A 22,009-nucleotide genomic window follows, 5' to 3' on the forward strand; every position below is an offset into this window, starting at 1 on the left:
GACGCTCGCTAGCGAAAGGAACATCTGATGGGAGCCCAGCAGAGGGTCTTCAAGGCGAAGATCAACTCCACGAAGTCCTTGCGGAAGATCTTCAAGGCCATGGAGCTCATCGCTGCGTCCCGGATCCAGAAGGCGATCGGACGCGTGCAGGCCGCGAGCCCGTACGCGAATGCGCTCACCCGTGCGGTGTCCGCCGTCGCCACGCAGTCGAACGTCGATCACACCCTCACCACCGAGCCCGAGAACGCGCAGCGGGCCGCGGTGGTCGTGATCGGCCCCGACCGCGGATTCGCCGGCGCCTACTCGGCGAACGTCATCCGTGAGGCCGAGGAGCTCGTCCGCATGCTCGGCGAGGACGGCAAGCAGGTGTCGCTGTACACCGTCGGCCGCAAGGCGGAGACCTACTACACCTTCCGGGAGCGCGAGCTCGCCCGGGCGTGGACCGGGTTCTCCGAGGCGCCGGAGGCCGCTCACGCCCGTGAGATCGGCGAGCAGCTCGTCGAGGCGTTCCACACTCCCGTCGAGGACGGCGGGGTCGACGAGATCTACCTCGTCTACACCCGCTTCATCTCGAGCATCGCCCGTGAGCCGGAGTACCGTCGGCTCATCCCGCTCGAGGTCGTCGAGGCGGAGGACGACTCGAGCGTGCCCGAGGTGCGCACCGAGCCGACCGCGCCGAGCTTCGAGCAGGATCAGGTGTTCCCGCTCTACGAGTTCGAGCCGAGTGCGGAGGAAGTGCTCGATGCGCTGCTCCCGCGCTACATCGACTCGCGGATCCTCGCCGCCCTGCTCAACGCCTCGGCGGCGGAGCAGGCGGCTCGCCAGCAGGCGATGAACACTGCGGTGGACAACGCCGACGAACTCATCAAGACCTACACCCGGTTGGCCAACACGGCCCGCCAGGCCGAGATCACTCAGGAACTCACTGAGATCGTCGGCGGTGCCGACGCCCTCGCCGCCTCCGGCGGCGAGTGACCGGTCACCTACGAGAGCAGAGAAGAAAGAAGACCATGACTGCCACAGTTACGGAAACCCCCCAGGCACAGGGGACCGTTGGCCGGATCTCCCGCGTCATCGGCCCCGTCGTGGACGTCGAGTTCCCGCTCGACTCCGTGCCGGCCATCTACAACGCGCTGACCACCGAGGTCACGCTGTCCGAGGGGACCCGCAAGGTCACCCTCGAGGTCGAGCTGCAGCTCGGCAACGGCATCGTCCGCGCGATCTCCCTGCAGCCGACCGACGGCCTCGTCCGCGGCCAGGAGGTCGTCGACTCCGGTTCCCCGATCACCGTGCCCGTGGGCGACGTGACCAAGGGCAAGGTCTTCAACGTCACCGGTGACGTCCTCAACGGCTCGATGATCGACGAGCCCTACGAGATCACCGAACGCTGGCCGATCCACCGCAGCGCGCCGAACTTCGACCAGCTCGAGTCGAAGACCCAGATGTTCGAGACCGGCATCAAGGTCATCGACCTCCTCACCCCCTACGTGCTCGGCGGCAAGATCGGCCTGTTCGGCGGCGCGGGCGTGGGCAAGACCGTGCTCATCCAGGAGATGATCACGCGTGTGGCCCAGGACCACGGCGGCGTATCGGTGTTCGCCGGCGTCGGCGAGCGCACCCGTGAGGGCAACGACCTGATCTTCGAGATGGACGAGTCGGGCGTGCTCGACAAGACCGCGCTCGTCTTCGGCCAGATGGACGAGCCGCCGGGCACCCGCCTGCGCGTCGCGCTCACCGGTCTGACCATGGCGGAGTACTTCCGCGATGTGCAGAACCAGGACGTGCTCCTCTTCATCGACAACATCTTCCGCTTCACCCAGGCCGGCTCCGAGGTCTCCACGCTGCTGGGCCGCATGCCCTCGGCCGTGGGCTACCAGCCGACCCTGGCCGACGAGATGGGTGTCCTGCAGGAGCGCATCACCTCGACCCGCGGCAACTCGATCACCTCGATGCAGGCGATCTACGTCCCGGCCGACGACTACACCGACCCGGCCCCGGCGACGACCTTCGCGCACCTCGATGCGACGACTGAGCTCAGCCGTGACATCGCCTCGCGCGGCCTCTACCCGGCCGTGGACCCGCTCGCCTCGTCCTCGCGCATCCTCGACCCGCTCTACGTGGGTCAGGAGCACTACGACGTGGCGACCGAGGTCAAGCAGATCCTGCAGAAGAACAAGGAGCTGCAGGACATCATCGCGATCCTCGGCGTCGACGAGCTCTCGGAGGAGGACAAGCTCACCGTGCACCGCGCGCGCCGGATCGAGCAGTTCCTCTCCCAGAACACCTACACCGCGCTCCAGTTCACCGGTGTCGAGGGCTCGACCGTGTCGATCAAGGACACCATCGAGGGCTTCCGCGGCATCTGCAACGGCGACTTCGATCACATCCCGGAGCAGGCGTTCTTCAACGTCGGCGCGATCGACGACGTGCTGCGCAACTACGACGAGCTCCAGAAGAAGGGCTGATCCGATGAGTCTCCAGGTCACCGTGGTCGCCGCCGAGCACGCTGTGTGGTCCGGCGAGGCCCGCCGGGTCGTGGCCAAGACCACCGAGGGCGAGATCGGCATCCTGCCCGGCCACGAGCCGGTGCTCGGCATCGTGGCCGGCGGGCAGGTGCGCATCGTGACCGCGGACGGCGAGCACCTCACGGCTCAGGCCGATGGCGGGTTCCTGTCCGTGGAGAACGATCGCGTGACCGTGGTCGCCGACCAGGCCGAACTCGTCTGAGCTTCGCTACACTGGCAGACGTGAACCCCTCCTCCCTACTGATTGTTCTGCTCTCATTGGTAGGGCTGGCGATCCTCGTCGTCGCACTGTTCTCGATGCGACGCCGCTCGATCACCCGTCTGTCGGGCGCATTCGACTGCTCCACCCGCGTGGGCGACGGTACCCGTCGCCCACGTTGGCGTCTCGGGGTCGGGGTGTTCACCGTCACCGCTCTCGCGTGGTACCCCGTGTTCAGCCTCGGCCGGCGCCCCGCCTTCCTGCTGCCGCGCTCGGATCTCGAGATCACCGCGCGGAATGCGCCTGATCCGGACGAGCAGTACGCGGTGTTGCCCGATGCTCAGATCATCACGTGCCGCTACGGCACCCATGACGGGGATCCCCGGGACGTGCTCCTCGCCCTCGACTCCGAGGCGCTCTCGGCCTTCTCCTCCTGGCTCGAGTCGGCTCCTCCCGGCTCCAATCTCACGATGGGACGATTCACCTGATGCAGGTCCTGACCGTCCACGGCCCCGCTGTGCTGTCCGGCTCCGTCGAGGTCCGCGGGGCGAAGAACAGCGTGCTCAAGCTCATGGCGGCGACCCTGCTCGCCCCGGGCCGTTCCGTGATCACCAATGTGCCGCGCATCCTCGACGTGTCGATCATGTGCGAGCTGCTCGGACGCCTCGGCTGCGGGATCGACTACGACCCGGAGGCCGGGACGGTCGCGATCGACGTGCCCGAGGAGGCCGGGATCCAGGCGGACTACGAGCTCGTCCGCGCGATGCGCGCCTCGATCTCCGTTCTCGGCCCGCTCACCGGTCGGATGCACGCCGCCCACGTGGCGCTGCCCGGCGGCGACGCGATCGGCTCGCGCGGGCTCGACCTCCACAAAGCCGGCCTCGAGCTCCTCGGGGCGACCGTCCACCTCGACCACGGATATTTCATCGCCGAGGCGCCCGACGGCCTGCGCGGGGCGGACATCCACCTCGCGTTCCCCTCGGTCGGGGCGACGGAGAACCTCGTCATGGCCGCGACGCTCGCCGAGGGCCGGACCGTCATCGAGAACGCGGCGCGCGAACCGGAGATCGTCGACATCTGTCGGATGCTCGTGGCGATGGGCGCACGGATCTCCGGGATCGGCACCTCGACCCTGACCGTCGACGGCGTCGCCCGCCTGCAGCCGGTGGAGCACCGCTGCGTGGGGGATCGGATCGTCGCCGGGACCTGGGCGTTCGCCGCCGCGATCACCGGGGGCGACCTCACCGTCGAGGGCGCGTCCCTCGACCTGCTGCCGATCGTCGTCGACAAGCTCCGCGACGCCGGGGCGGAGGTCGCGGACTGCGACACCGACAACCCCGGCGGCGCGTTCCGGGTGCGTGGGACCGAGCGGCCGCGCAGCATCCGTGTGTCGACCCTGCCGTTCCCCGGCTTCCCCACGGATCTTCAGCCCTTCGTCATCGCGCTCAACGCGGTGGCCGACGGTGTGGGGCTGCTGACCGAGAACCTCTTCGAGGCGCGCTGGCGGTTCGTCAACGAGCTCGCCCGGCTCGGCGCGGAGGTGTCGATCGACGGCAACCACGCGCTCATCACCGGGGTGCCGCAGCTCTCCGGGGCGGAGGTCGAGGCCTCGGACATCCGGGCCGGGGCGGGTCTGGTGCTCGCGGGGCTCGCCGCGACCGGGCAGACGCAGATCTCCGGTGTCGATCACATCGATCGTGGCTACGAGTACTTCGTGGAGAAGCTCCAGGCGCTCGGTGCGCAGGTCGAGCGGGTGGAGAAGCCCGATCTCCTCGACTTCGACCGCCCCTGAGACCTCAATTTCCGAAGATTCCTGAGAGCGTTTCCGCGATTCTTCGCAAGGTCAGCGCGCCGCCGACTGTGTCCCGTGACGGGTCCGGGTGCTGGTCGCAGCGCAGCGACCGGTGGAGTTCCCCGGTGGCGAAGGCGCCCCCGATGTCATCGCCCGCGTCGCGAGGTCACAGCCGCGGCGTCCTGGTGTCACAATCGTGAGCCGGCGCCCGCAACAGTCCACAGGCCGGGGCGCGCACTGGTGCCGGGGCGACGCTCTGTCTAGCGTGCCGGCATGGCTGCACACCGGATCCCCCTGTACTTCAACCCCGACGATCACGACTCCTACGACCTGTCCTCGTACTCCGTCACCGCGCGCGGACATGTCCGTGCACCGCATCACGGCGTGCGCGAGCACCCGGAGTGGCGGAAGACGATCGAGATCCCCGACTGGGCCGATGAGGATTGGAAGACCATCCATCTGCGCCAGCTCGGCCTCCAGCACGTGCGGCCGGACTGCGCCGCGAGCCACACCTCGGCGGCGGTCCTCCACGGCATGGCGGTCCCGCAGGATCTGCTCCGCCACAGCCACGTGACCTCGATGATCGGCGTCGTGCCGATCCGCCGCCGCGGTGTCAAAGGGCATTCGGCGGAGCTGCTCGATGTCGTCGAGGAGTGGGACCTGCGGATCGTCGCACGTGATCAGACGCTGCGGCAGATCGCCGGGATGCTCGGCGTGCGCGACATGACCATCGCCCTCGACTGCCTGCTCGGCACGTGGCACGGAGAGGCGAGCGCCACCCTGGATTCGCTCCGCGCCGTCGCCGAGGCGCCGGTCCGGTACCGCGGCAGGTCGACCTTCCGCGCCGCGCTCGACCGCGCGCGGCCGGGGGTGGATTCGCCGCGCGAGACTTCTCTGCGACTCGTGCTTGTGGACGGCGGGCTCCCGGAGCCGGTCGTCCATCCTCCCGTCCACATCCGAGCGCTCGGTCGGACGATCCATCCGGATGTCGGCTACGTCGAGCAGCGACTCGCCGTCGAGTACGAGGGGGAGCACCACCGGACCGACCCCGTCCAGTGGGCGGTCGACATCGAGCGCGGTCAGGCGTTCGAGTCGGAGGGCTGGCGACGCACCCGGGTGACGAAGGACATGCCCGAGGCCGAGGTCGTCGCGCTCACGGCCGCTGCCCTGGACGCCTCGCCGACGGTCCGGGGATTCGGGGCATGAGGTCGGGGGTCCGTGAGGTCCTGCATCGTGAGATCGCACAGACGCGCGGAATCGCTCTCAGGAACCTTCGGAAATTGTCAGGAGAAGAGGGCGAGGTGGGCGCTGCTGACCGGGTCGATGTGGTCGGCGAACTCGTCGTGCTTGCCCACCCACGACTTGACGTAGGGGCACAGCGGGACGATCCGGAAGCCCTCGGCCACGGCGGCGGCGATCGCGTCCCGGGTGAGCCGGGAGGCGAGCCCCCGGCCGGAGAAGGCCTCGTCGATCACCGTGTGGTAGAGGATCCGCTGCTGCGCCGGGTCCGAGGAACCCCCGCCGGGGGCGTCCCCCTCACCGGATCCGCTCCCGCCGCCGCGGGGCGCCGTGGTGTCGCGGTAGGCCGAGAACCCCGCCGGCGCGCCGTCGACGGTGATGTCGTAGCGGTGCTCGGCAGGGTTGTCGGTGACTTCGATGACAGGATCGCTCATGACTGCCTCCTGGGCTTGATGCGGACGCGGGGGAGCGGGGGCGCCGGGATCGGCTCGGGCTGGTCGGGCGGGAAGGTGCCGAACCGCGGCCCCTCGACGCCGTCGCCCACAGGCTCGGCGGTGGTGTCACCGCCCTCGCCGTCGCCCAGCGGCTCAGCGGCACCGGCGCCATCGGCGCCGTCGTCCTCGGCGCGACCGATCTCGGTCTGCCACGCGCGACGGTAGGCGACGATCTCGTCGTGGCTGCGTCCGACGAAGTTCCACCACATGACGATGCTCTCCCCGAACGGCCGCCCGCCGACGACGATCACCCGGGCGGGCGCCTCGGGCCCGGCGGTGAGCCTCAGCGCATCCGGACCCGACGGGAGGTACGCGAGCTCGTCCGGCGCCACCGTCTGCTCGTGATCGCGCACGCCGAGCGTGAGCGCACCGGAGTCGAGCAGCACACCGTGCTCGCAGGAGGCATCGAGGTCGACCTCGACGGTCTGCCCCGCATCGACGAGGATCTCCGCGGCGTGCGCGGGCACACGGGTGTCCACGGGCGAGCTCTGCCCGGCGAAGGAGCCGAGGTAGGTGAGCACCCGGCCGCCGGGCACCTCGGCCCAGGTGGGGACGAAGTGCTGGGACTCCGGCATCCCGTTGCGCAGCGCGTCGGGCAGCGCGTACCAGAGCTGGACGCCGTGGAGCTGCTCGGTGGCATCGGAGGAGAACTCCGAGTGGGAGATGCCGGAGCCGGCGATCATGAGGTTGACCTCGCCGGGCCGCACGATGTTGGAGAAGCCGGTGGAGTCGATGTGCTCGATCTCGCCGTGGAACAGCAGGGTCACGGTGGCGAGCCCGGTGTGCGGGTGGCGGGCGACCTGCATGCCCCCGGTGGCGGCGACATCGTCGGGACCGAAGTGGTCGACGAAGCACCAGGGGCCGATGAGCGAGCGCTTGCGCTGGGGGAGGGTGCGGCGCACGGTCATCGCCCGCAGCCCGCCGAGCGGCACCTCGCGCGCGGTGATGATGTCGATGGCATCGGCGCAGGTGACGTGTGCGCACTCGTACTCAGCCGGGTCGATCTCGTGATTCGTCATCGGGCTCCTTCGGCAGCGGCCGGCGGTCTCAGAAGAGCCGGGTCTCGGGGTCGTCCATCCCGCGCAGCGCATCGTAGTCGAGGACGACGCAGCGGATGCCGCGGTCCTCCGCGAGCGCACGGGCCTGGGGCTTGATCTCCTGCGCGGCGAAGACCCCACTGACGGGGGAGAGGAGGGGATCGCGATTGAGGAGTTCGAGGTAGCGGGTGAGCTGCTCGACACCGTCGATCCCCCCACGCCGCTTGATCTCGATCGCGACCGAGGTGCCGAGCGCGTCCTTCGCGAGGATGTCGACGGGCCCGATCGCGGTCATGTACTCCCGGCGGACGGTCTGGTACCCGGTGCCGAGCGATTCGATGTGCTCGGCGAGGAGCTCCTGGAGGTGCGCCTCGACCCCGTCCTTGACGAGACCGGGATCGACGCCGAGGTCGTGCACGGTCTCGGAGATCACCTCGGCGATCGAGATCACCAGGCGGTCGTCGGTCTTCGCCTGGGTCACCGTCCAGATCTCGGTGAACCCGGCTGCCCGCTGGTCCTCGTCCGGCTCCGACACGCTCAGGGTGCACGGCGGGGTCATCCAGTTGAGCGGCTTGTAGGATCCGCCGTCGGAATGGACGAGGACGCTGCCGTCGGCCTTGATCATGAGGACCCGGTCAGCCGTCGGCAGATGGGCCGTCAGCCTTCCGGCATAGTCGACACTGCACTTCGCGATCACCACACGCACCCTGCAACCCTACGTGAGAGAATCGGGCCATGCCACGTTCGTCCTCCTCCCGCCGGTCCAACAAGTGGTCCCGCGAGCCGCGCGATCTGAGCTTGTCCCTCAACTCCCTGCGCCGCGTGCACGACGAACCCGATGGACAGTGGGTGGTGCAGCACGTTCGCGGGACCAGCTCGGGGAAGACCTACGTGTGCCCGGGCTGCCGGCAGGACCTCCCGGCATCGATCGCCCACACCGTCGCCTGGCGCTCCGAGGACGAGTTCGCGGTGGCCGCCGGCGTCTCGTTCCGGCGCCACTGGCACACCTCCTGCTTCAACGCCCGCCGCCGGCGCCGCTGAGCACAGCCGCCCCCTGCACACCCCGGACACGACGATCCCGCCGTTCGACATGAACGGCGGGATCGTCCGCGGTGCGGGGGTCGGGTCGGTGTCCGCCCGTCTCAGCGCAGCCGGTTGAAGTCGCGCGACTTCGGGTCGCGGGCGGGTCGGCCGCCCTGCGGAGCCTTTCCACCCGCCGAGGCGCCGGCCGGCCCCGAGCCGCCGGAACCGCTCGCGGAACCCTTCGACCCGGCGGCGGTCTTCGCGGCGCCATCGGGCTTCGCGGTGCCATCGGCCTTCGTTCCGCCCTCGGACTGCCGCGCGGGGGCAGGCTTCTCACCGTCGTTCTTCCGGTCGCTCGGCTGCTGGCCGCCGGTCTGCGAGGAGCCCGAGGCGCCGGGCGTGCCGGCAGGCTTCTCATCGAGCTTCCGCGCCCCGGGCTTCTGCGCCCCGCCGCCGGTGGTGCCGGCAGCGCCCGAGGAGCCGGAGCCGTCGGTCGTGCCGGACTCCTGCGCCGCGGCCGCGGCGCTCTCCGCATCCGCAGGCGCGGTGAGGTCGTCGAGCTCGGAGCCGGAGGCGATCTTCTCGGTGGGGAGCGCGGCGGCGGCCTCCTGATCCGACTTGTCCTCGGTCATGTCGACGCCGTCGAAGAGTCCGGGAGCGGCGAACATCGACCGCAGCTGCTGGAGCTGGGCGGTGATGGTGCGGCGCTGCTTGGTGAGCAGGTCGACCTGCGACTGGGCACTCGACACGTTGCGCTTGGCCTCGGCGGCGGATTCCTCGATCGTCGCCTCGGCGGTGGCACGGGATTCGGCGATGAGCTCCTGCGAGCGCTTCCGTCCGTCGGCGATGATGCGGTCGGCCTTCTCGACGGCCTCCTTGCGGGTCGTCTCCGCGCGCTCGGCGGCGGCCTTGGCCTCCTCGTCGGCCTTCTTGGCGCGGGCCTGGGCCTCGGAGATGAGCTTCGCGTTCTCCTCCGTGGCCTTGTCGAAGCGCTCCTTCTCCGACTTCTCCGCCTGCTGGCGCTTGTCGGCGAGTTCGACCTCGAGGTCGTTCGCGGCCTTCTTCGCCTTCTCCTGCTCGGCGTGGGCGGCAGCGAGGATGGAGTCCGCCTCGCTCTTCGCCTTCGCGCGGATGTCGGCGGCCTCCTTCTCGGCGTCCGCACGCAGCGCGGCGATCTCGCGCTTGACGGTCTCGCGGCTCTGCTCGGCCTCCGCCTGCGCGGAGTCGGTGTGCTGGGAGGCCTCGCGTGCAGCGGTGGCCTTGAGCTCCTCGGCACGGGAGTCCGCGGCCTTGATCGTCTCCTCGGCACGCAGCTCCGCCGAGGCGGTGATCGCCTCGGCCTCGGAGCGGGCCTTGTTGAGCACGTCGTTGCTCTCGGTGTGCATCCGGGCGCGCTGGCTCGCGGCATCGGCGCGGGCCTTGTTGCGGATCGTCTCCGCGTCCGCGGTCGCCTGCGCGAGGGTCTCGCGGGCCTGGGACTCCGCGATCTTGAGCAGGTGGTCGATCCGGCTGCCGGGAGGGCCGGACGCCTCGGCGCTGTCGTTCGCGGCCTTCTTGAGCTGCTGCTTCGCCTCGGACAGCTCGCCGGCGATCTGCAGCTTGGCGCGATCGGCGGTGATCACCTGGCTCCGTGCATCTGCCAGCGCTTTGCGCAGCGAATCGATCTCGGTCTGCAGCTGCCCGATCCGGGCATCGACTTCATTCTTCTCGTATCCGCGCATTGCAGTGCGGAACTCTTCCAGAGGCGTCACTCTCTCGACTCCCATCCTTGTCTCACCGGTGCTCTTCAGCTTCTCGGTCCACTCTACTGAGGATTCATGGGTATGACCTCCGAGCGGATGTGCCCGATCGGCCACGACCCGGCGGATCGCACCCGGGGCCTGGGCGTCACCGGTGCGGATGCGAGGGATCTCACCCGGGGGCGGGCGGTGCGGGCGGAATACCGGCACCGCGGTCCGTGTTGAACCGATCGAGAGCGCAGACGCCGCCGGCCGCTCGAGTGCCACGGCGGAAGTGCTCACCCGTCCATCCGTCACACGCAGCAGAGGAGAACACCCATGGCTTACACCCTTCCCGGACTCAGCGAGGCCGAAGGCGAGAAGGTCGCCGGCATCCTGCAGGAGCGGCTCGATGCGATGAACGCACTGCACCTCATCCTCAAGCACGCGCACTGGAACGTCGTCGGGCCCGCCTTCATCGGCGTGCACGAGATGCTCGACCCGCAGGTCGAGCTCGTCCGCGGCTTCGCCGACGAGATCGCCGAGCGGATCGCCGCTCTCGGCAGCAGCCCCAACGGTGTGCCGAGCCGCGTGGCCTGGGATCGCCCGGGCATGAAGTACGAGCTCGACCGGGCCAGCACCCAGGCGCACATCGCCGCGCTCGACGCCGTCTACGACGACGTCAACGCCGCCCACCGCGAGGCCGTCGCCGCGACCGCGGAGATCGATCCGATGAGCGAGGACCTCCTCACCGCCCAGACCCGGGAGCTCGAGCAGTTCCAGTGGTTCCTCCGCGCGCACCTCGACGACGGCGCCGGCAACCTCAAGGGCTGACCGCCTCGGCGGCCCCCGGCCCACGCTTCCTGCACGCACCCGTTCCGCCGTCACCGGTGGGGCGGGTGCGTGCGGTTCCGGCCTGATCCCGATCGGGCACGTGCCGGTCCGCGGGCCGCCTCGGCCGGCGGTTGTGTCGGCCATCACGTCCTCGGATACCCTGGACGGAGCACGGGAGCGCGCCGAAGGGCCGGTGCGCCGCGCGGCCGGCCGGGTGCCGGACGCACCCACCATCATCGCCCGATCGCCGGGGACGCCCCGCCGGTCGGCTGCTCAAGGAGGAGAACATGACCGAAGCCGTCATCGTCGCCGGATCGCGCACCCCGCAGGGGCGGATGTCCGGAGCACTCGGATCGCTCAGCGCCGTCGACCTCGGCGCCGAGGCGATCGGCGGCGCCCTCGACCGCGCGGGCGTGGCACGCGAGGCAGTCGAGTACGTCATCATGGGCCAGGTCCTCCAGGCCGGCTGCGGGCAGGGGCCAGCGCGGCAGGCTGCCGCCCAGGCCGGCATCCCGATGTCCACGCCGGCGATCACCGTCAACAAGCTCTGCCTGTCCGGGCTCAACGCGATCACCCAGGCCGCGATGCTCGTCCGCGCCGGCGAGTACGACCTCGTCGTCGCCGGCGGCCAGGAATCCATGACGAACGCCCCCCACATGCTCGAGAAGTCGCGTGCGGGCTACAAGTACGGCACCATCTCCGTCCGCGACCACATGGACTACGACGGACTGTGGGACGCCTTCACCGACGAGGCGATGGGCGGTCTCACCGAGTCCGCGAACACCGGCGACGGCGAGTTCACCCGCGAGCAGCAGGACGCCTACGCCGCGCAGTCACACCAGCGCGCCGCCGCCGCGTGGCAGGAGGGCCGCTTCGCCGATGAGGTCACCCCGGTCACCATCCGCGGGCGCAAGGGCGACACCGTGGTGAGCGAGGACGAGGGCGTGCGCCCGGACACCACGGCCGAATCCCTGGGGAAGCTCCGCCCGGCCTTCCGCAAGGACGGCACGATCACCGCCGGCTCCGCCTCCCAGATCTCGGATGGGGCCGTCGCCGTCGTCGTGGCCTCGCGGGAGAAGGCCGAGGAGCTCGGTCTGCCGATCCTCGCCGTCATCCGCTCCCACGCCTGGACCGCCGGGCCGGACTCGACGCTGCAGCACCAGCCCTCGCAGGCGATCAAGGCCGCCGCGGAGAAGGAGGGCATGAGCCCGGCGGACTTCGATCTCTACGAGATCAACGAGGCGTTCGCGGCGGTGAGCCTGGCGAGCATGAAGGACCTCGGGATCGACGACTCGAAGGTCAATGTCAACGGCGGGGCCGTCGCGCTCGGCCACCCGATCGGCGCCTCGGGCGCCCGTGTCGCGCTCCACCTCGCGCTCGAGCTCCAGCGGCGCGGCGGTGGGAAGGGCGTGGCCGCACTGTGCGGCGGCGGCGGCCAGGGCGACGCGCTCGTCCTCGAGGTCCCCGCGACCTGACGCACCCCGCGTACCGACGTTCTCCGAAGGAAGGATCGATCATGCTCCTCGCATTCTCCGTCGCCCCCTCGGGCGGCGACGACCCCACCGGCTCCGTCCACGACGCCGTCGCCGCGGCCGTCGAGGTCGTGCGGAAGTCCGGTCTGCCCAACCGCACCGACTCGATGTTCACCACCATCGAGGGCGAGTGGGACGAGGTGTTCGCCGTGGTCAAGGAGGCCACCGAGGCCGTCGGGGCGTTCGGCTCGCGCGTCTCGCTCGTCATCAAGGCCGACATCCGGCCGGGGTACACCGGTGAGCTCACCGGCAAGCTCGATCGGCTGGAGAAGGCGCTCGACGAGCGCGCCGACTGAACCGACGCGCGCTCGCGCCGAATCGCCGTGCACGCGCCGGGCCGTTGTGGACGGGGCGGAGCATGGGACGTCCCCTGCTCCGCCCCGTCCGCGCGCACGCGCCGTTCACCTCCCGTTGACCTCGGAGCACTACGCTCCCGTGCTGGAGGTGCTGCCGTATGACCACTGACCACACGATCCCCGCTGCACAGCGCGTCGAATCCCTCATCAGCGAGGTCGCCGAGGTGCGCGCCGCTGTGCTCGCCGCGGAGGCGCGCAGCGCGGAGCTCATCGCCCGCGTGCGCGACCGGCACCGGGAATCCGCGCGGAACCTCGTGCACTACGTCGCCCTGCGGGCGCTCGACATCCGCGGGCTCCAGGACCGGCTCGCCGAGGTCGGGGTGTCCTCGCTCGGCCGGATGGAGGCCGGGGTGCTCGGACACCTCGACGTGGTCCTCACCGCGCTGCGCGCCCAGCTCGGACAGGCTCCGGACCCGGATCCGCAGGCGCTCACCCCGGTGGCCGGCCGGGAGATCCTGGCGCGTGACACCGCGCGGCTCCTCGGCCCGGAACCGGCCGATCGCCGGACCCGCATCATGGTGACGATGCCCACCGAGTCGGCCCACGACGGCGACCTCGTCGCGGCGATGGCCGCCGCCGGGATGGACCTCGCGCGGATCAACTGCGCACATGACGACGAGGACACGTGGACCGCGATGATCGCTGCGATCCGCGCCCAGCGCGGTCCCGGTCGCATATCCCCTCCGCTCATCGCGATGGACCTCGCCGGTCCGAAGCTCCGCACCGGTCCGCTCCTGCCCGGGCCGCCCGTCCTCAAGATCCGCCCGGAGCGCGACGTCTCCGGACGGGTCGTCGAGCGCTCAATCGTGTGGTTGGGGAGGGTCGACGACCAGGCGGCCCGCGGCATCGAGGGCGCTCTCGACGCCGAGGCGCTGCCGCTCGCCGGGGACGCGGGGGCGATCACCGAGGCGCTGTCCCGCCTCGACGAGGGCGATGAGGTCCGTCTCACCGACGCCCGGGATTCGCACCGTCGGCTGCGCATCGAGGCCCGCGGCTCGGCCGGGATCCTGCTGTCGGCGGACAAGACGATCTACTGGATGACCGGGACCGAGGTGCACGCGCTCGACGCCGTCCTCACCGTCGGCCCGCTGCCCGGTGTCGAGCAGAGTATGCGAGTGCACCTCGACGACACCATCGTGCTCACCCGCTCGATGGAGCCGCGCCCCGCAGTCACCGACCCGCCCTTCGTCATCGGCTGCTCGCTGCCGGAGGTGTTCGACGACGCGGCGATCGGCGACGAGGTGTGGATCGACGACGGCCGGATCGGCGCCGTCGTCACCGCCGGGGGTACCGACGCGCTCGAGCTGCGGGTGACGAGCGCGGGTCCGCGCGGGGCGAAGCTCAAGGCGGAGAAGGGCATCAACCTGCCGGACACGACGATCGGCATCCCGGCGCTGACGGATGCCGACCGCTCCCACATTCCGTTCGTCGCCGCGCATGCGGACATGGTCAACCTGTCCTTCGTCCGCTCCGCCGCCGACGTCGCCCAGCTCATCGACGCGCTCGCCGCGGAACAGGCCGAGGACGTCGACATCACGCTCAAGATCGAGACCGTCGCGGCGTTCGAGGAGCTGCCGCGGATGCTGCTCGAGGCGATGCGCTGGCAGGACGTGGGGGTGATGATCGCCCGCGGCGACCTCGCGGTCGAGGCCGGGTTCGAGCGGATGGCCGAGCTCCAGGAGGAGATCCTGTGGCTGTGCGAGGCCGCGCACGTCCCGGTGATCTGGGCGACCCAGGTGCTCGAGAGCCTGGCGAAGTCCGGTCTGCCGTCACGCGCGGAGATCACCGACGCGGCGATGGCGCAGCGCGCCGAGTGCGTCATGCTCAACAAGGGCCCCTACATCGAAGAGGCGATCGAGGCGCTGTCGGACATCCTGTCGCGGATGGGCGGGCACACGAGCAAGAAGCGCGACATGCTCCGTCAGCTCGAGTCGTGGTCGCTGTGAGGTCGTCGTCGCCGTGAGGTCCCGGCCGCTGTGAGGCCGTGCCCGGCGGGGGAGGGCCGTGTAGTAGCCTGAGTGGCGGCGCTCCGTGCGGCCCGGCCCCCATAGCTCAATGGATAGAGCAACGGCCTTCTAATCCGTAGGTTGCAGGTTCGAATCCTGCTGGGGGCGCAGCATCGGGATCACGGCGCTCGACCACGGTCGGCCCGGATCGAGCAGCGGCGCTCGAGCATCGGCCCTCGTGGAGGCTGTGAGAACCGTCCCGCGCATGACGGGAGCCCGCGGATTCTCCGTTGAATCCGCGGGCTCCCGACATGTCCGGGCACCGAGTCCGGGAAGCGGCCCCGGCTGTGTTCTCAGGCGAGGTACGGGCTGGCGGGCTTGCCCCAGAACGCGAGCCGCTCACTCATCGCGAGGCCGATCCCGGCGAGCGCGGCGAGCAGCGCGAACGCCTGGATGAAGAAGGCGACATCGACGAAGAGGACGCTGACCCCGCCGAACACGACGAGCAGGAGGGCGAGGAAGGACATGGCCGCAGCGGCCTGGAAGAAACGCGATCCCGTCATCGGAATCAACCCCTTTCGGTGTGGTGCTTGAACACTACGCTCGAACGACCGTTCTGCACCTGGGAGTTCGCTGGAAATTGTGACCCACGCCACATTCGCGGCGCCGACCGGATGCGCGTGACGCGGCGGGCGGAATCCGCTCGAGAACGCGCGAATCGGCGCGGTGGTCGGCGTGGTGAGTGGTGACGTGCGGCGAAAACCGACAGAGTGGAGCCGTGACTACCCGATCGAATCTCCATGCCCTCGCGCCCGGGGTGGCGCCGGCGCTCTCCGACCTGGTCAGACGGGTCCGGGAGTCGCGGTTCCCCCTGCAGACAGCGGACGCGCAGGACGGTCGTGCACTGCAGCGGGACATCGACGACCAGCTCACCGACTACCTGCTCCCGCGGGTGTCGGACACCGACGCGCCGCTCCTCGTCGTCGTCGGCGGCTCCACGGGTGCCGGCAAGTCGACCTTGGTGAATTCGATCATCGGTTCCGAGGTGTCCAACCCGGGCGTGCTGCGCCCGACGACCCGCTGGCCGGTCCTCGTCCACAATCCCGAGGACCGCGAGTACTTCACCTCCGACCGCATCCTCCCCACTCTCCGACGCGTCGTGCGGGCCGAGACCGACCTCGAGCAGCCGCAGGTGCGCCTCGTCGCGCACGAGGGCGTGCCGCGCGGTCTCGCGCTCCTCGACTCCCCGGACATCGACTCCGTGCTCGAATCCAACCGCACGCTCGCCCGCCAGCTGCTCGCCGCGGCGGACCTGTGGCTGTTCGTCACCACCGCCGCCCGCTACGCCGACGCCGTGCCGTGGGAGCTCCTCAAGACCTCGGTCGAGCGCGGCACGACGGTGGCGATGGTGCTCGACCGGGTCCCTCCGCAGGCCAACCGTGAGGTGCGCCACCACCTGTCCGGGCTCCTCTCCGACTCCGGGCTCGGCTCCGCGCCGATCTTCACCATCCCCGAGCTCGAGCTCACCGACGGCCTGCTGCCCGACGCCGCGGTGTTCCCGGTGCGCTCGTGGATCCTCAATCTCGGGATGAATGCGACCGCCCGCGACCGGGTGATCTCCCGCACGCTCACGGGTGCGCTCGCCGCCGTCCCGGCCAAGGTCCGCGAGCTCGCCGACATCGTGTCCGGCCAGGAGGACGCGCACCAGCGTCTGCACGCCGTGGTCGACGAGGAGTTCGGCCGCAGCGCCGCCGATCTCGCCGAGTCCCTCGCCGACGGCCGGGTGCTGCGCGGCGAGGTGCTGGCCCGCTGGCAGGACTTCGTCGGCACCGGCCAGTTCTTCCGCGGCCTCGAGCCCACCGTCGCGCGCGTGCGCGACCGCATCACCGCAGCCGTGACCGGCAAGCGCGACGCCGCCGAGCCGCTCGAGCAGGCCATCGAGAGCAGCGTGGCTCTCCTCATCCGGGAGCAGACGGTGCGTGCCGTCGCGGAGACCGCCGAACGCTGGCAGGCCTACCCCGAGGGCGCCGCGCTCGTCGACGAGCGTCCTGCCATGGCCACGCTGCCCCCGCAGTTCGATGCCGAGGTCGGCCGGATGGTCGCCGACTGGTCCTCCGGCGTCAACGACCTCGTGCGCGAGGTCGGCCAGAGCAAGCGGGCCAAGGCCCGGATCCTGTCCTTCGGCGTCAACGGCGTCGGCGCCGTCCTCATGCTCGCCGTGTTCGCCGGCACCGGGGGACTCACCGGTGCCGAGGCCGGCATCGCCGGGGGCACCGCCGTGGTCGCGGGCAAGCTGCTCGACACGATCTTCGGCGACCAGGTGACCCGCGACCTCGCGCAGACCGCTCGCGAGCAGCTCGTCGAACGGGCGAGGGCGGTGCTCGAACGGCACCGTGCTCCCTTCGATCAGGCGCTCGCCGACACCGAGGTGCCGCCCCGGCAGGCCGGGGTGCTGCGTGGAGCCGGAGACCGATTGGAGGAGACCCTGTGAGCCAGCAGACCCACGAGGCCATCAGCCGGCTGGCCGCCGGCATCCGCCGCGCCCTCGACCTCGAGGAGGGCCGTCTCGATCGCACCACCGTCGCGCGCGCCGGAGAGCTCCTGGAGAAGACCGACGCCCGGATGAACCTCGGCGAGGACTTCACCGTCGTCGCGTTCGCCGGTTCGACCGGCTCGGGCAAGTCCTCTCTGTTCAACGCGGTGGCCGGGCTCGAGATCGCGCAGGTCGGCGTGCGACGGCCCACGACCTCGCTGCCGACGGCCTGCGTCTGGGGAGAGGGCGGCGAAGAGCTCCTGTCTTGGCTCGGGGTGCCCGTCGACAACCGGACCTGGCGCGAGAGCGCACTCGACGGTGATGACGAGGAATCGCTCCACGGACTCATCCTCCTCGACCTGCCCGACCACGACTCCACCGCTGCCGAGCACCGGATCGAATCCGATCGCCTCGTCGGCCTCGTCGATGTCGTGTTCTGGGTCGTCGACCCGCAGAAGTACGCGGATTTCTCCCTCCACTCGCACTACCTCTCCCAGTTCGCCGAGCACACGACGAACATGGTCGTCGTGCTCAACCAGATCGACACGCTGACCACGGCCGAGCGCGAGGCCTGCCATGACCACCTGCGGCAGCTGCTCTCCCAGGACGGTCTCGACGGGGCCCGGATCCAGCTCGCCTCGGCCGTCACCAGAGAAGGCGTCCCGCAGCTGCGTGACACCCTGACGCAGACGGTGTCGGCGAAAGAGGCCGCCTCGGAGCGGCTGCTCGCCGATATGCGTTCGCTCGCCGCCCAGATGCGCTCCGAGCTCGGCGAGCCGCTGTCCGACCCGACGCGCCTGCCGGGTGCGGACCGCCTCGTCGACGCGATGGTCGACGCCGCCGGCGTCGAAGCCGTCGCGCAGACCGTGCGCGACGACTACCAGCGGCGCGCCTATCGGAAGACCGGCTACCCGCCTCTCGCGCTCGCCCAGCGCGGGCAGGCCGACCCACTCGGCGCCAAGCACGGTGGGGACCGCGACGACCTCATCCGTGCCGCCGTCCCGGAGACCACCCGCACGCAGAGCGCGCGGGTCAACCTCGCCGCGCACGAACTCGTCGCCGAGGCGGTGCGCTCGCTCCCGCTGCAGTGGCGCCACGCGGTCTCCCACGCGGAGAAGCAGAGCACGGCGGAGCTGACCCACACCCTCGACTCCGCGGTCACCGCTGTCGACATCGAGCGGCGGACCCCGGGGTGGTGGGGAGTCGCCGGCTTCTTCCAGATCCTGTTCTTCCTCGCGACCGTGATCGGCGCGCTGTGGCTCGTGGCGCAGCTCGTGCTCATGTTCGCCGGCGTCCTCGTCGACGGATCCCCTTGGCTGTGGATCGTCCCCGGAGCGCTGCTCGGGATCGGGATCATCGGCTCGATCGTCACCTCGGTCACCGCCGCCTCGGCCCGTGCCAAGGGTGCCCGCGAGGCCGGTGCCGAGGTCGATGAGCGCCTGCGTGAGGCGGTGCAGCGCGCCGCGGCGGGTTCCTACCTCGAACCGATCACCGCGATCCTCGGCGAGCACAAGGCGGTCTACGACGGTCTGCGCTGACTGAGGACAGTGCGCCGTCCTCGGTGACCGCGGCCTGTGGAGGAGCGCCCGCTCCTCCACAGGCCGAACTCGTCCCTGGTGCACGAGGCACGCCGGGGCGAGCGTGGACTCACCTCCACTCGAAAGGACGAGAACGGTGAAGACCACGAATCATCTCATCGGCACCATCGGCAGCGACCCCCGCACGGGCACCCTCACCGACGGCCGGCCCTACGTCGGCTTCCGGTTGGCCGTGAACCACGACTATTTCAACTCCGAGACCGGCGCCTACGAATCGGGCGACACGAGCTGGTACGACGTCGCCGCCTACGGCGCGATCGCCCAGGCGTGCGCCTGCTCCCTGTCGAAGGGCGACCCCGTCATCGTCGTCGGACGACTCCGGGTGCGCGACTGGACGTCGGGGGAGAGGTCGGGCACCGCGGTGGAGATCATCGCCGATGCCATCGGCCACAACCTGCGCTTCGGCACCGGGTCCTTCAGCCGCCGCAGCTCCCGGCGTCGGTCCTCCGGCGGTGAGGATCCGGCCTCGGACTCCGGATCCGACACCGAGTGGGGTGGGCTGTCCCAGCGCCCGCCGGCCGGCCCGGTTCCGTGGGAGTCCGAACACGCCCAGGCAGACGGGGCGCCGCCGGAGCATGCCGCAGACCTCGCTCCGGTCGGCACGGGGGACCGAGCAGCCGCCCCCGGGGATCCCGAACCGGCCCTCGTCGGTGCGGAGCCCGGATCCTCGACGGATGAGGACGCGCCGTTCTGAGTCTCCCGGGACCGGCGCGGGCTCGCCGAGGCGCTACAGTGGTGCACGCGAGTCGGTGCCGGTTGCGAAGGAGATCCATGACGTTCCACGCGCGTGCGGCAGTGCCAGTCCTGCTGCTCTCGTCCCTGGCCCTGACCGGGTGCTCCCTGTTCCAGCAGCCCGTCGAACCCGGGCCGGCGCAGCCGACCGAGGAGCCCGCCGTCGTCGACGAGGTCATCACCGCGCTCGAACCGCTGACCGGTGATGAGGAGCCGCTGCCGAACTCGCAGGAGCTCTTCGACACCCTCATCGAGGCGGGGTACGACGCCGAGGACATCGAGACGACGCTCGACGAGTCGCCGCTGGGCAACGAAGTGCCGGCCAAGATGTTCGGCGTGCGCGTCGAGGACGGCTGCGTCGTCGGGGAGATCCGCGGGGGAGCGGCCACCGCCCGGCTCATGCCGCCCAGCGAGTCCGTCGACACCTGCCTGTTCGGCGCCGTCGAACGGCCCGAGGGCGTCGATGCGCCCTCCGGCGAGGAGCGCGGCGAGGACGACTCCGACAACGGCGCCGGGCACATCCCGGGCGAGGAGATCAACCGTCCGCGCGAGGAGGCCACGGAATCGCCCACCGAGGATTCCGGCGGGTCGGGCACCGGCGGCGGCTCGGGCACCGACGGCGGCACCGGGGGATCCGGCGGCGGGAGCGGCACCGACGGCGGCTCCGGGGACGGACCTCCGGAGCTCGGCGGCAACTGACGCCGCGGGTGCATGCGCCGCGCCTGATTCGCCGCCGCTGTGCCGAGCCGATAGCCTGGTGTCACTATGGCCGAATTCATTTACACCATGCACAAGGCGCGCAAGGCGCACGGTGACAAAGTCATCCTCGACGACGTGTCGATGTCGTTCTACCCCGGAGCGAAGATCGGCATGGTCGGGCCCAACGGCGCCGGCAAGTCGACGATCCTCAAGATCATGGCCGGGATCGACCAGCCCTCGAACGGCGAAGCTCGCCTGAGCCCCGGGTACACGGTCGGCATCCTCCTCCAGGAGCCGCCGCTCAACGAGGAGAAGACCGTCCTCGGCAACGTCGAGGAGGGTGTCGGCGAGATCAAGGGCAAGGTCGACCGCTACAACGAGATCTCCGCCCTCATGGCCGACCCGGACGCCGATTTCGACGCGCTCATGGAGGAGATGGGCAAGCTCCAGGAGGCCATCGACGCCGCCGACGCCTGGGACCTCGATTCCCAGCTCGAACAAGCGATGGACGCCCTGCGCTGTCCTCCGCCGGACGCCGACGTCTCCGTCCTCTCCGGCGGTGAGCGCCGCCGGGTGGCGCTGTGCAAGCTGCTTCTCGAGAAGCCCGACCTGCTCCTCCTCGACGAGCCCACCAACCACCTCGATGCGGAATCGGTGCTGTGGCTCGAGCAGCACCTCGCCTCGTACCCCGGCGCCGTCATCGCCGTGACCCACGACCGGTACTTCCTCGATCACGTCGCGCAGTGGATCGCCGAGGTCGACCGCGGTCACCTGTACCCCTACGAGGGCAACTACTCGACCTACCTCGAGAAGAAGGCCGAGCGCCTCAAGGTCCAGGGCAAGAAGGACCAGAAGCTCCAGAAGCGCCTCAAGGAGGAGCTCGAGTGGGTGCGCTCGAACGCGAAGGCCCGCCAGACCAAGTCGAAGGCCCGCCTGGCCCGCTACGAGGAGATGGCCGCGGAGGCGGAGAAGACCCGCAAGCTCGACTTCGAGGAGATCCAGATCCCGCCGGGCCCGCGCCTGGGCGACATCGTCATCGAGGCCGAGGACATCGTCAAGGGCTTCGACGGCCGCACGCTCATCGACGGGCTGTCGTTCTCGCTGCCGCGCAACGGCATCGTCGGCGTCATCGGCCCCAACGGCGTCGGCAAGACCACGCTGTTCAAGACCATTGTCGGACTCGAGGAGATCGACGGGGGCGACCTCAAGATCGGCGACACCGTGAGGATCTCCTACGTCGACCAGTCCCGCGGCGGCATCGACCCGGACAAGAGCCTGTGGGAGGTCGTGTCCGACGGGCTCGACTTCATCCAGGTCGGTGCGGTCGAGATGCCGTCTCGCGCCTACGTGTCCGCTTTCGGCTTCAAGGGGCCGGACCAGCAGAAGAAGGCCGGCGTGCTGTCCGGCGGTGAGCGCAACCGCCTCAACCTCGCGCTCACGCTCAAGCAGGGCGGCAACCTGCTCCTGCTCGACGAGCCGACCAACGACCTCGACGTCGAGACCCTCGGCTCGCTCGAGAACGCTCTCCTCGAGTTCCCGGGCTGCGCCGTGGTCGTGTCCCACGACCGGTGGTTCCTCGACCGCGTGGCCACCCACATCCTGGCCTGGGAGGGTACGGAGGAGAACCCGTCGAGCTGGTACTGGTTCGAGGGCAACTTCGAGTCCTACGAGAAGAACAAGGTCGAGCGCCTCGGCGAGGAGGCGGCCCGGCCGCACCGCGTCACCCACCGTCGCCTGACCCGCGACTGACCA

21 protein-coding genes and 1 tRNA gene are annotated in these 22,009 nt (G+C 70.4%); 17 read left to right on the forward strand and 5 right to left on the reverse strand.

Features of this window, described 5'->3' with window-relative positions; all coding sequences use genetic code 11:
- Nucleotides 1–27: 27 nt before the first annotated feature.
- The 6 genes from AB0I45_RS09160 (at nt 28) to AB0I45_RS09185 (ending at nt 5,722) form a co-directional block, all read left to right on the forward strand.
- The gene (locus tag AB0I45_RS09160; protein ID WP_295687671.1) at nt 28–975 is read left to right on the forward strand and encodes a F0F1 ATP synthase subunit gamma; all 948 of its coding nucleotides are present in this window, start codon (nt 28–30) and stop codon (nt 973–975) included.
- 35 nt (nt 976–1,010) lie between these two features.
- On the forward strand, nt 1,011–2,465 hold the full coding sequence (gene atpD, locus AB0I45_RS09165; protein WP_137319421.1) for a F0F1 ATP synthase subunit beta: 1,455 nt from the start codon (nt 1,011–1,013) through the stop codon (nt 2,463–2,465).
- A 4-nt stretch (nt 2,466–2,469) separates the two neighbouring features.
- Nucleotides 2,470–2,727 carry a F0F1 ATP synthase subunit epsilon gene (locus AB0I45_RS09170; protein ID WP_137319422.1) on the forward strand — a complete coding sequence of 86 codons (258 nt, stop codon included), beginning with the start codon at nt 2,470–2,472 and terminating at the stop codon, nt 2,725–2,727.
- A 20-nt stretch (nt 2,728–2,747) separates the two neighbouring features.
- Nucleotides 2,748–3,212, forward strand: coding sequence for a DUF2550 domain-containing protein (locus tag AB0I45_RS09175; RefSeq protein ID WP_137319423.1), 465 nt, complete (start codon nt 2,748–2,750; stop codon nt 3,210–3,212).
- Nucleotides 3,212–4,516, forward strand: coding sequence for a UDP-N-acetylglucosamine 1-carboxyvinyltransferase (gene murA, locus AB0I45_RS09180; protein ID WP_247425365.1), 1,305 nt, complete (start codon nt 3,212–3,214; stop codon nt 4,514–4,516). Before AB0I45_RS09175 ends, murA begins: the two co-directional genes overlap by 1 nt.
- A 273-nt stretch (nt 4,517–4,789) precedes the next feature.
- Nucleotides 4,790–5,722, forward strand: coding sequence for a hypothetical protein (locus tag AB0I45_RS09185; RefSeq protein ID WP_295687664.1), 933 nt, complete (start codon nt 4,790–4,792; stop codon nt 5,720–5,722).
- A 77-nt stretch (nt 5,723–5,799) separates the two neighbouring features.
- Here the strand turns inward: AB0I45_RS09185 and AB0I45_RS09190 are convergent, their stop codons facing one another.
- Genes AB0I45_RS09190 through nucS form a run of 3 tightly spaced genes read right to left on the reverse strand, consistent with a single transcriptional unit; the run spans nt 5,800 to nt 7,992 of the window.
- Entirely contained in the window at nt 5,800–6,189 is a 390-nt protein-coding gene (locus tag AB0I45_RS09190; RefSeq protein WP_295687661.1) for a GNAT family N-acetyltransferase, read from the reverse strand.
- On the reverse strand, nt 6,186–7,268 hold the full coding sequence (locus AB0I45_RS09195) for a pirin family protein (protein WP_295687659.1): 1,083 nt from the start codon (nt 7,266–7,268) through the stop codon (nt 6,186–6,188). Before AB0I45_RS09195 ends, AB0I45_RS09190 begins: the two co-directional genes overlap by 4 nt.
- A 28-nt stretch (nt 7,269–7,296) precedes the next feature.
- On the reverse strand, nt 7,297–7,992 hold the full coding sequence (gene nucS, locus AB0I45_RS09200) for an endonuclease NucS (RefSeq protein WP_295687656.1): 696 nt from the start codon (nt 7,990–7,992) through the stop codon (nt 7,297–7,299).
- Between the two features lie 29 nt (nt 7,993–8,021).
- Between nucS and AB0I45_RS09205 the strand changes: the two genes are divergently transcribed.
- A complete protein-coding gene (locus AB0I45_RS09205) occupies nt 8,022–8,327 on the forward strand; it encodes a hypothetical protein (RefSeq protein ID WP_247425370.1) in 306 nt (101 codons plus the stop codon).
- 101 nt (nt 8,328–8,428) lie between these two features.
- On the opposite strand, the gene AB0I45_RS09210 is transcribed toward AB0I45_RS09205, so the two are convergent.
- On the reverse strand, nt 8,429–10,060 hold the full coding sequence (locus tag AB0I45_RS09210; protein ID WP_360317891.1) for a cell division protein: 1,632 nt from the start codon (nt 10,058–10,060) through the stop codon (nt 8,429–8,431).
- A 306-nt stretch (nt 10,061–10,366) separates the two neighbouring features.
- Between AB0I45_RS09210 and AB0I45_RS09215 the strand changes: the two genes are divergently transcribed.
- The 5 genes from AB0I45_RS09215 (at nt 10,367) to AB0I45_RS09235 (ending at nt 14,863) form a co-directional block, all read left to right on the forward strand.
- Nucleotides 10,367–10,861, forward strand: coding sequence for a DNA starvation/stationary phase protection protein (locus AB0I45_RS09215; RefSeq protein WP_265808557.1), 495 nt, complete (start codon nt 10,367–10,369; stop codon nt 10,859–10,861).
- A gap of 287 nt (nt 10,862–11,148) precedes the next feature.
- Entirely contained in the window at nt 11,149–12,336 is a 1,188-nt protein-coding gene (locus AB0I45_RS09220; RefSeq protein WP_137319430.1) for an acetyl-CoA C-acetyltransferase, read from the forward strand.
- A 41-nt stretch (nt 12,337–12,377) separates the two neighbouring features.
- Nucleotides 12,378–12,689 (forward strand): thiamine-binding protein, encoded by a 312-nt coding sequence (locus AB0I45_RS09225; protein WP_137319431.1) that lies wholly within the window; start codon nt 12,378–12,380, stop codon nt 12,687–12,689.
- 158 nt (nt 12,690–12,847) lie between these two features.
- Nucleotides 12,848–14,695, forward strand: coding sequence for a pyruvate kinase (locus tag AB0I45_RS09230; RefSeq protein ID WP_295687647.1), 1,848 nt, complete (start codon nt 12,848–12,850; stop codon nt 14,693–14,695).
- A gap of 95 nt (nt 14,696–14,790) precedes the next feature.
- Nucleotides 14,791–14,863 (forward strand) — tRNA-Arg (locus AB0I45_RS09235).
- A gap of 185 nt (nt 14,864–15,048) precedes the next feature.
- Here the strand turns inward: AB0I45_RS09235 and AB0I45_RS09240 are convergent.
- Complete coding sequence (locus tag AB0I45_RS09240) at nt 15,049–15,258, reverse strand: hypothetical protein (protein WP_137319433.1); 210 nt, start codon at nt 15,256–15,258, stop codon at nt 15,049–15,051.
- 215 nt (nt 15,259–15,473) lie between these two features.
- On the opposite strand from AB0I45_RS09240, the gene AB0I45_RS09245 reads away from it, so the two are divergent.
- The 5 genes from AB0I45_RS09245 (at nt 15,474) to ettA (ending at nt 22,006) form a co-directional block, all read left to right on the forward strand.
- On the forward strand, nt 15,474–17,186 hold the full coding sequence (locus AB0I45_RS09245; protein ID WP_295687644.1) for a dynamin family protein: 1,713 nt from the start codon (nt 15,474–15,476) through the stop codon (nt 17,184–17,186).
- Nucleotides 17,183–18,766, forward strand: coding sequence for a GTPase (locus AB0I45_RS09250; protein ID WP_295687642.1), 1,584 nt, complete (start codon nt 17,183–17,185; stop codon nt 18,764–18,766). Before AB0I45_RS09245 ends, AB0I45_RS09250 begins: the two co-directional genes overlap by 4 nt.
- Nucleotides 18,767–18,902: 136 nt before the next feature.
- Nucleotides 18,903–19,520, forward strand: a complete 618-nt coding sequence (locus tag AB0I45_RS09255; RefSeq protein WP_175406938.1) for a single-stranded DNA-binding protein — start codon at nt 18,903–18,905, stop codon at nt 19,518–19,520.
- Between the two features lie 77 nt (nt 19,521–19,597).
- Nucleotides 19,598–20,257 (forward strand): hypothetical protein, encoded by a 660-nt coding sequence (locus tag AB0I45_RS09260; protein ID WP_295687637.1) that lies wholly within the window; start codon nt 19,598–19,600, stop codon nt 20,255–20,257.
- Nucleotides 20,258–20,323: 66 nt separating this feature from the next.
- Complete coding sequence (ettA, locus tag AB0I45_RS09265; protein WP_137319437.1) at nt 20,324–22,006, forward strand: energy-dependent translational throttle protein EttA; 1,683 nt, start codon at nt 20,324–20,326, stop codon at nt 22,004–22,006.
- Nucleotides 22,007–22,009: the final 3 nt, after the last annotated feature.

Source organism: Brevibacterium sp. NPDC049920 (assembly GCF_040656435.1).
Lineage (GTDB): Bacteria > Actinomycetota > Actinomycetes > Actinomycetales > Brevibacteriaceae > Brevibacterium > Brevibacterium pityocampae.

Excerpts from the sequence above, each read along its gene's own strand:
- AB0I45_RS09160 (WP_295687671.1), top strand. The coding sequence starts at position 28 with ATGGGAGCCCAGCAGAGGGTCTTCAAGGCGAAGATCAACTCCACGAAG.
- atpD (WP_137319421.1), top strand. The coding sequence starts at position 1,011 with ATGACTGCCACAGTTACGGAAACCCCCCAGGCACAGGGGACCGTTGGC.
- AB0I45_RS09170 (WP_137319422.1), top strand. The coding sequence starts at position 2,470 with ATGAGTCTCCAGGTCACCGTGGTCGCCGCCGAGCACGCTGTGTGGTCC.
- murA (WP_247425365.1), top strand. The coding sequence starts at position 3,212 with ATGCAGGTCCTGACCGTCCACGGCCCCGCTGTGCTGTCCGGCTCCGTC.
- AB0I45_RS09185 (WP_295687664.1), top strand. The coding sequence starts at position 4,790 with ATGGCTGCACACCGGATCCCCCTGTACTTCAACCCCGACGATCACGAC.
- AB0I45_RS09190 (WP_295687661.1), bottom strand. The coding sequence starts at position 6,189 with ATGAGCGATCCTGTCATCGAAGTCACCGACAACCCTGCCGAGCACCGC.
- AB0I45_RS09195 (WP_295687659.1), bottom strand. The coding sequence starts at position 7,268 with ATGACGAATCACGAGATCGACCCGGCTGAGTACGAGTGCGCACACGTC.
- AB0I45_RS09205 (WP_247425370.1), top strand. The coding sequence starts at position 8,022 with ATGCCACGTTCGTCCTCCTCCCGCCGGTCCAACAAGTGGTCCCGCGAG.
- AB0I45_RS09215 (WP_265808557.1), top strand. The coding sequence starts at position 10,367 with ATGGCTTACACCCTTCCCGGACTCAGCGAGGCCGAAGGCGAGAAGGTC.
- AB0I45_RS09220 (WP_137319430.1), top strand. The coding sequence starts at position 11,149 with ATGACCGAAGCCGTCATCGTCGCCGGATCGCGCACCCCGCAGGGGCGG.
- AB0I45_RS09225 (WP_137319431.1), top strand. The coding sequence starts at position 12,378 with ATGCTCCTCGCATTCTCCGTCGCCCCCTCGGGCGGCGACGACCCCACC.
- AB0I45_RS09230 (WP_295687647.1), top strand. The coding sequence starts at position 12,848 with ATGACCACTGACCACACGATCCCCGCTGCACAGCGCGTCGAATCCCTC.
- AB0I45_RS09240 (WP_137319433.1), bottom strand. The coding sequence starts at position 15,258 with ATGACGGGATCGCGTTTCTTCCAGGCCGCTGCGGCCATGTCCTTCCTC.
- AB0I45_RS09260 (WP_295687637.1), top strand. The coding sequence starts at position 19,598 with ATGACGTTCCACGCGCGTGCGGCAGTGCCAGTCCTGCTGCTCTCGTCC.
- ettA (WP_137319437.1), top strand. The coding sequence starts at position 20,324 with ATGGCCGAATTCATTTACACCATGCACAAGGCGCGCAAGGCGCACGGT.